The sequence below is a fragment of the Austwickia sp. TVS 96-490-7B genome (assembly GCF_019331795.1).
Lineage (GTDB): Bacteria > Actinomycetota > Actinomycetes > Actinomycetales > Dermatophilaceae > Austwickia.
Genome location: NZ_JAHPZL010000037.1, coordinates 1 through 5,977 on the forward strand (window position 1 = coordinate 1; position 5,977 = coordinate 5,977).

Consider the following 5,977-nt stretch of genomic DNA (forward strand, 5'->3'; position numbering starts at 1 on the left):
CCGCCGACCAGGTCGATGAAACAGAGACACCCGCCCCCACCAACGGGGACGGGCGCCTCACCCTGCCTCGTGACAGGCAGCCACCACATATCAGCTGTACTGACCCGGGACGTTGATCAAGCGTGAGAGGGGCGGCTGGTTCGCGCAGGCCGTATGCGGGCGGTGCTCGTTGTACTGATGCAGCCAACCTGCGAAGGCGTCGCGTCGCTCCTGCTCGCTGCGATAGCAGCGGGTGTACGCCCACCCGTCGGCCATGGCCCGGTGGAACCGCCCGATCTTGGCGTTGGTCTGTGGCCGGTATGGTCGCGTCCGCTTCGGGGTGATCGGCAGGGCCTGGCATGTGTCACGCCATAGGTGTGACGGGGTACGCCTCACCGTTGTTCGATAGGACGCGTTCGATGGTGACGCCGCGGTCGGCGAGCCAGTCGACGGCTCTGTGCAGGACGGCTACGGCGGTGACGGCGGTCTCGTCGTCGTGGACCTCGGTGTAGGCGACGCAGGAGTGGTCGTCGATGACGGTGCGCACGAAGGCGTAGCCGAGCTTGGGGTTGTGCCATTTGCTCTTCGGCTTGTCTGGGGTGGCGGCGCGGTTGCGTTCGCCTTGGCGACGGCCGACGTAGCGCCAGCCGCCGCCGTCGGGTATGTTCCCGAGCCGAGCTGCGAGCTGAACTGGCCGTTCCCGCAACCGCATTCGCAGGCTCACGCACCGCTTCGTCACCGCTGGCCCCATCTTCTTCGGGGACGTCTTCGGGCGCGAGGATCGGTCGTTCATTGACTCGCCTGCCAGGTCGCGGGCGACCATCAGTCGATGGCGCGGTGTCAGTGCTGCGTTGGCGTGTGGCATGGAATTCCTTGTGCGCGTAGTCGTCACTCGACTGCGTGCGTCGAGCGTGAGGAGCAGGCCCCTCGGCGGGTCACAGGGCGAGTCGCGCGGCGAGGGCCCGGCCGGTGTGGGTGTCGGTGGTGGGCAGGTCGGCGGCTGGTCCTTGGTAGGTGATGTGGCCGCCGTCGGGTCCCGCGTCGGGGCCGAGGTCGATGATGTGGTCGGCGGTGGCGATCAGGTTCAGGTGGTGGTCGGCGATGACGACGGTCGCGCCGGCGTCGACGAGGCGGTGAAGCAGCCGGGTCAGGGTGTCGACGTCGCTCATGTGCAGCCCTGTGGTGGGCTCGTCCAGGGCGTAGACGGTGGCGGACTGCGCGATGCGGGTGGCGAGGCGTAGGCGTTGGCGTTCTCCTCCGGAGAGGGTGGATAGGGGTTGTCCGAGGGTGAGGTAGCCCAGGCCGACATCAACCAGTCCGGCCAGCGGCGGGCCTGCGGGAGTGTGGGTGTAGCGGGTGGCGGCGTCGGCGACCGGCAGGCCGAGGACCTCGGCGATCGCCAGGCCGTCCAGGGTGTGGGTGAGCACGCCTGCGGTGTAGCGGGCGCCGTTGCAGGTGGTGCAGGTGACGGGGACGGGGCCGCTTCCGGGGGCGTCGAGGTAGGTGACGCCCAGGCCGGTGCACTCCGGGCATGCGCCGGCGCTGTTGGCGCTGAACATGGCGGGCTTGAGCTTGTGTCCGGGGGTGCTGCCTGCTTTGGCGAAGGCGTCGCGGAGCCAGTCCATGACGCCGGTGTACGTGGCGGGGGTCGAGCGCCGTGATCCGCGGATGGGGCGTTGGTCGATGACTGCGATGTCGTCGCGTCGGGGCAGGTTCGTCAGCAGAGATGTCTTCCCGGCGCCGGCGACGCCGGTGATGCAGGTCAGGACGCCCAGGGGGATGTCGACGTCGAGGTGGTGCAGGTTATGGGTGGTGGCGTCGTGGATGCGCAGGGTGCCGGTGGGAGTGCGGGGCGTAATGTTGAGGGTGGGTCCGGCGGCGAGGGCTGCGGCGGTGGGAGTGTGCGCGTCCGCGAGCTGGGCGGGCGTGCCCTGGAAGGTGATGGTGCCGCCGGCGGTGCCGGCGCCAGGGCCCAGGTCGATGACGTGGTCGGCGGCGGTGATGACGTCGGGGTGGTGCTCGACGACCAGGACGGTGTTGCCCTTGTCGCGCAGCGCGTGCAGGAGCGTGACGACCTGGGCGGTGTCGTGGGCGTGGAGCCCGGCGGCGGGTTCGTCGAAGACGTAGGTCAGGTCGGTGAGGGCGGAGTCGAGATGAAGGACGGTGCGGATGCGTTGTCCCTCGCCGCCGGACAGGGTGGAGGTGGGGCGGTCCAGGGCGAGGTAGCCCAGGCCGACGCGGGTGAGGTTGGCCAGCAGGGACTGCAGCTGGGCGATGAGCGGTGCTGCGGCTCGTAGGTCGAGGTCCGCGAGCCAGCGGTGCAGGTCCGTGGCGGGCATGGTGTGGCAGGTGGTGATGGGGGTGTTGTCGATGGTGCAGGCGCGGGCGGCTGAGTTCAGGCGGGTGCCGGCACAGCCGGGGCAGGGCCCGGTGGTGGCGGCGTGCTCGAGGGCCTCGCGCAGGCGTGGTTTGAGCGCGGCGGGGTCTTTGGACAAGTACAGGCGGGTGATCTTGGTCAGGACTCCTTCGTAGGCCATGGGGTAAGTGCCGGTGTCGACGTTGGGTCCGGTGCCGGTCAGGAGGTGCTCGAGCTCGGCCGGGGTGTACGACTGCACCGGCTTGTCGTTGTCGAACGCCCCGCTGCGGGCGTACACCTTCCAGAACAGGGACCCGACGGTGAAGTTGGGGAACGTGATCGCGCCATCGTTCAATGACAGGGATCGGTCCAGGACGAGATCGACGTCGAGGGTGGCGGTGCGTCCGGTGCCTTCGCAGGCCGGGCACATCCCGGTGGCGGCGTTGAAGGACAGCGCGTGGGGGCCGGGCACCGGTGGGGTGCCGTGCCCGGCGTAGAGCTGACGCAGCAGGGACCAGGCATCGGTCGCGGTCCCGACGGTGGAGCGGGGGTTGGCGCCTAAGGGGGCCTGGTCAACGACGATCGACGCACTGAGACCTTCGAGGGTGTCGACGTCGGGGCGCGGCAGGTGGGGCATGAGGTTCTGGACGAAGGCCGGGTAGGTCGCGGCGAGGAGCCGCTGGGACTCAGCTGCGATGGTGTCGAAAGCCAGCGAGGACTTGCCTGACCCCGAGACCCCGGTCACCACGGTGAGCTGCTTCTTCGGGATGTCGACGTCGACGTCGCGCAGGTTGTTCGTGCGGGCGCCGCGCACCCTGATGACGTCGCGGTTCGACACGGGCTGCTCCTGGTGGATGGTCGTGGGGGTCATCGGTTCAGTCCTGGTGGGTCGCTGCGGTGTTGGGCAGGGCGAGCATCGCGACAGCCGCAAGCAGGTAGGTGGCGACCTGCCAGGGCATCACCTGGGCCAATGCGTGGCCGAACAGATCGGCCGGCGCGGTCGCGGGGCCAGCGCCCGAGGTGGCGTTGAAGAAGACGGTGCCCAGGACTGCGACGCCGACCGCGCCGCCGATCTGGTTGACGGTGGACAGCACCCCGCCGGCGGCACCGGCACGACGGCCGGGAACGCCAGCCAGGACGACGTTGACCAGGATCGGCGCGCCCAGTCCCAGCCCGAGGCCGCCCAGGAACATGGCACCGGCCAGGGGCCAGTAGCCGGGCGTCGCGCCGTCGCGGACGAGCCACCACAGCAGCCCCTGCGACGCGGCCAGGGTCAGCGACCCGGCCACAAGCAGGGCCCGCCCGGCCCTCGCGGCGAGGGCAACACCCGCGCCGGAGGTGAGCATCGACCCGATGGCGTACGGCAGCATCACCAGGCCCGTGTCCCAGGCCGAGCGACCGGTCCCGGCCTGCAGGTAGATCGACAGGACGAGGAAGAATGAGGCGAGGCCACCGAAGAACAGCACCGACGCGGCCAGGCCCGCGACGAAGGGGCGGACCTTCAATAGGTCGGGGTCGAGCACCGGCGCCCCGCCGCGGTCCGAGAGGGCACCTTCGTAACGCACGAACCCGGCCAGCAGGAGCACGCCGACGGTGAGTAGAGCCCAGCCCCACGTGGGCCAGCCCCAGTCGCGGCCCTGGACGAGGGGTAACAGCACCAGCAGCACCCCGAGGGCGGCGAGCAGCGCTCCGATTCCATCCAGGCAAGTGCGGGCCGCAGCGCGGGACTCGGGCAGGACCCGCCAACCCAGGACGAGAGCGACCAAGGCGACGGGGATGTTGATCCAGAAGATCGTGCGCCAGCCCAGGCCCCACAAGTCGGCGTCGACCAGCGCTCCGCCGATCAGGGGGCCGGCGACCGAGGCCAGCCCCTGGACGGCGCCGTAGGCCCCGAAGGCCTTGGCCATGGCCGCCGGCTCAAAGGAGGAGCGGATGATCCCGAAGACCTGCGGGACCATGAACCCGCCCGCAAGTCCCTGGACCGCCCGAACGGCGATGAGCGCACCTGCGGTCGGGGCCAGAGCGCACGCTGCGGACGCGACGGCGAAGGCCGCCAAGGCGGCCAGGAACACCCGGCGCCGTCCGTAGTCGTCGCCGATGCGGCCACCGGTGATCAGGCCCGAGCCCAGCGCGAGGGTGTACGCGGCGAGCATCCACTGCAGCTGCGCTGGCGAGGCGTTTAGGTCTGCCGCGATGTGCGGGGCCGCGACCGTGACGATGGTGACGTCGAGCAGGTCCATGAAGGAGGCGAACAGCACGACCAGCAGCGCGAGCGATGCCGCCCGGCCGCCTACCCGGGCATCCGCTGCGGTGTCTTGAGGAGAAGTCATGGCCTCACCGTGCCGCCGGTTCAGGACACCGAATGTCCGCAACTCGCTCCATGCTGTGGGCATGGCCGATACCTCCGCCCGCATCCTGCGGCTGCTGTCCCTGCTCGAGGCGCGCATCGAGTGGCCTGGTGGCGACCTCGCCGAGCGGCTCGGGGTGTCGGCGCGGACGGTGCGCCGTGACATCGACACGCTGCGCGAGCTCGGCTACCCCGTAGAAGCCGTCACCGGCCCCGGTGGTGGCTACCGGCTCGGCGCCGCCGGCAAGCTCCCGCCCCTGGTGCTGGACGACGATCAGGCCATCGCCATCGCGCTGGCCCTGCAGACCGCACCAGCGACCGTGACCGGAATCGACGACGCCGTCGCCCGAGCGCTGACGACCCTGCGCCGGGTCATGCCCGCACGCCTTCGCGCCGCCAGCGAAGCCTTCGAGGTCACCGCGCTGCGCAACTACTGGGAATTCTCGGCGCCACCCATCGACGTCGCCACGCTGCAGGCAGTCGGGTCCGCCATCCGCACGAGCTCGTGCCTGCGGTTCGACTACGCCGACCCCGACGGGCGGGTCCCCGGGCCGGGCGATGCCGACTTCCGCCCGCCCCACGACGTCGAGCCCCACCACCTCGTCGTGTGGGCCGGCCGCTGGTACCTCGTCGCCCGCGACCGCAACCACGCCACTTGGGGCACCTACCGGGTCGACCGCATCCGCCCCAAGACCCCCGCCGGCCGCCCCTTCACCCCCGCCCCGCTCGACGCCGAAGACCTGAACCGGCTCGTCGTGCGGAACCCCGAACGAGGCGACACCCCCGGCCAGTGGCAGTGCATTGGCACCGCAACCCTTGCCCTGCCCGCGGACGTCGTCGCCCGCTGGGCACCAGGCGGATCCGTCGTCACTCCCATCGACCGCCACTCCTGCCGCCTGACGATCGGGGGGTGGTCCTGGGCCGGAGTCGCCGGCCTCTTCATCACCTTCGACACGGACCTCACGGATACCGAACCGTCCGAGCTAGGCGATGCCTTCGCCACAATCCGGCGACGCCTGGAACCCGTCCTGCCGCCGGATCTACGCACACGAAGCCCACAGTGACCGGGCATAGACCTGCGCCCAATCCGCAGCGGGGTCCGTGTCCCGCCACACCATGAGATCACTGACTTGTCGAAACACCCGCTTGATCAACGTCCCGGGTCAGTACAGCTGATATGTGGTGGCTGCCTGTCACGAGGCAGGGTGAGGCGCCCGTCCCCGTTGGTGGGGGCGGGTGTCTCTGTTTCATCGACCTGGTCGGCGGTGAGCGTGTCGTTGGCGACGCGCGGTCAG

The 5,977-nt window shown here is 70.4% G+C and carries 3 protein-coding genes and 1 pseudogene; 1 reads left to right on the top strand and 3 read right to left on the bottom strand.

The genetic code is table 11. From position 1 onward, the window contains the following. Positions 1-90 precede the first annotated feature (90 nt). From KEM60_RS15640 to KEM60_RS15650, 3 genes and pseudogenes are all read right to left on the bottom strand, one after another. A pseudogene (locus KEM60_RS15640) lies at positions 91-844 on the bottom strand (integrase core domain-containing protein). 70 nt (positions 845-914) lie between these two features. Beyond that, complete coding sequence (locus KEM60_RS15645; protein ID WP_219108965.1) at positions 915-3,206, bottom strand: ATP-binding cassette domain-containing protein; 2,292 nt, start codon at positions 3,204-3,206, stop codon at positions 915-917. Between the two features lie 4 nt (positions 3,207-3,210). Continuing rightward, positions 3,211-4,665, bottom strand: a complete 1,455-nt coding sequence (locus KEM60_RS15650) for an MFS transporter (RefSeq protein ID WP_219108968.1) — start codon at positions 4,663-4,665, stop codon at positions 3,211-3,213. A gap of 61 nt (positions 4,666-4,726) precedes the next feature. On the opposite strand from KEM60_RS15650, the gene KEM60_RS15655 reads away from it, so the two are divergent. Next, positions 4,727-5,746, top strand: a complete 1,020-nt coding sequence (locus tag KEM60_RS15655) for a YafY family protein (protein WP_219108971.1) — start codon at positions 4,727-4,729, stop codon at positions 5,744-5,746. Positions 5,747-5,977: the final 231 nt, after the last annotated feature.

Bases quoted from the DNA above. Each gene is read 5' to 3' on its own strand.
- KEM60_RS15645 (WP_219108965.1), bottom strand. From the start codon at position 3,206: ATGACCCCCACGACCATCCACCAGGAGCAGCCCGTGTCGAACCGCGAC.
- KEM60_RS15650 (WP_219108968.1), bottom strand. From the start codon at position 4,665: ATGACTTCTCCTCAAGACACCGCAGCGGATGCCCGGGTAGGCGGCCGG.
- KEM60_RS15655 (WP_219108971.1), top strand. From the start codon at position 4,727: ATGGCCGATACCTCCGCCCGCATCCTGCGGCTGCTGTCCCTGCTCGAG.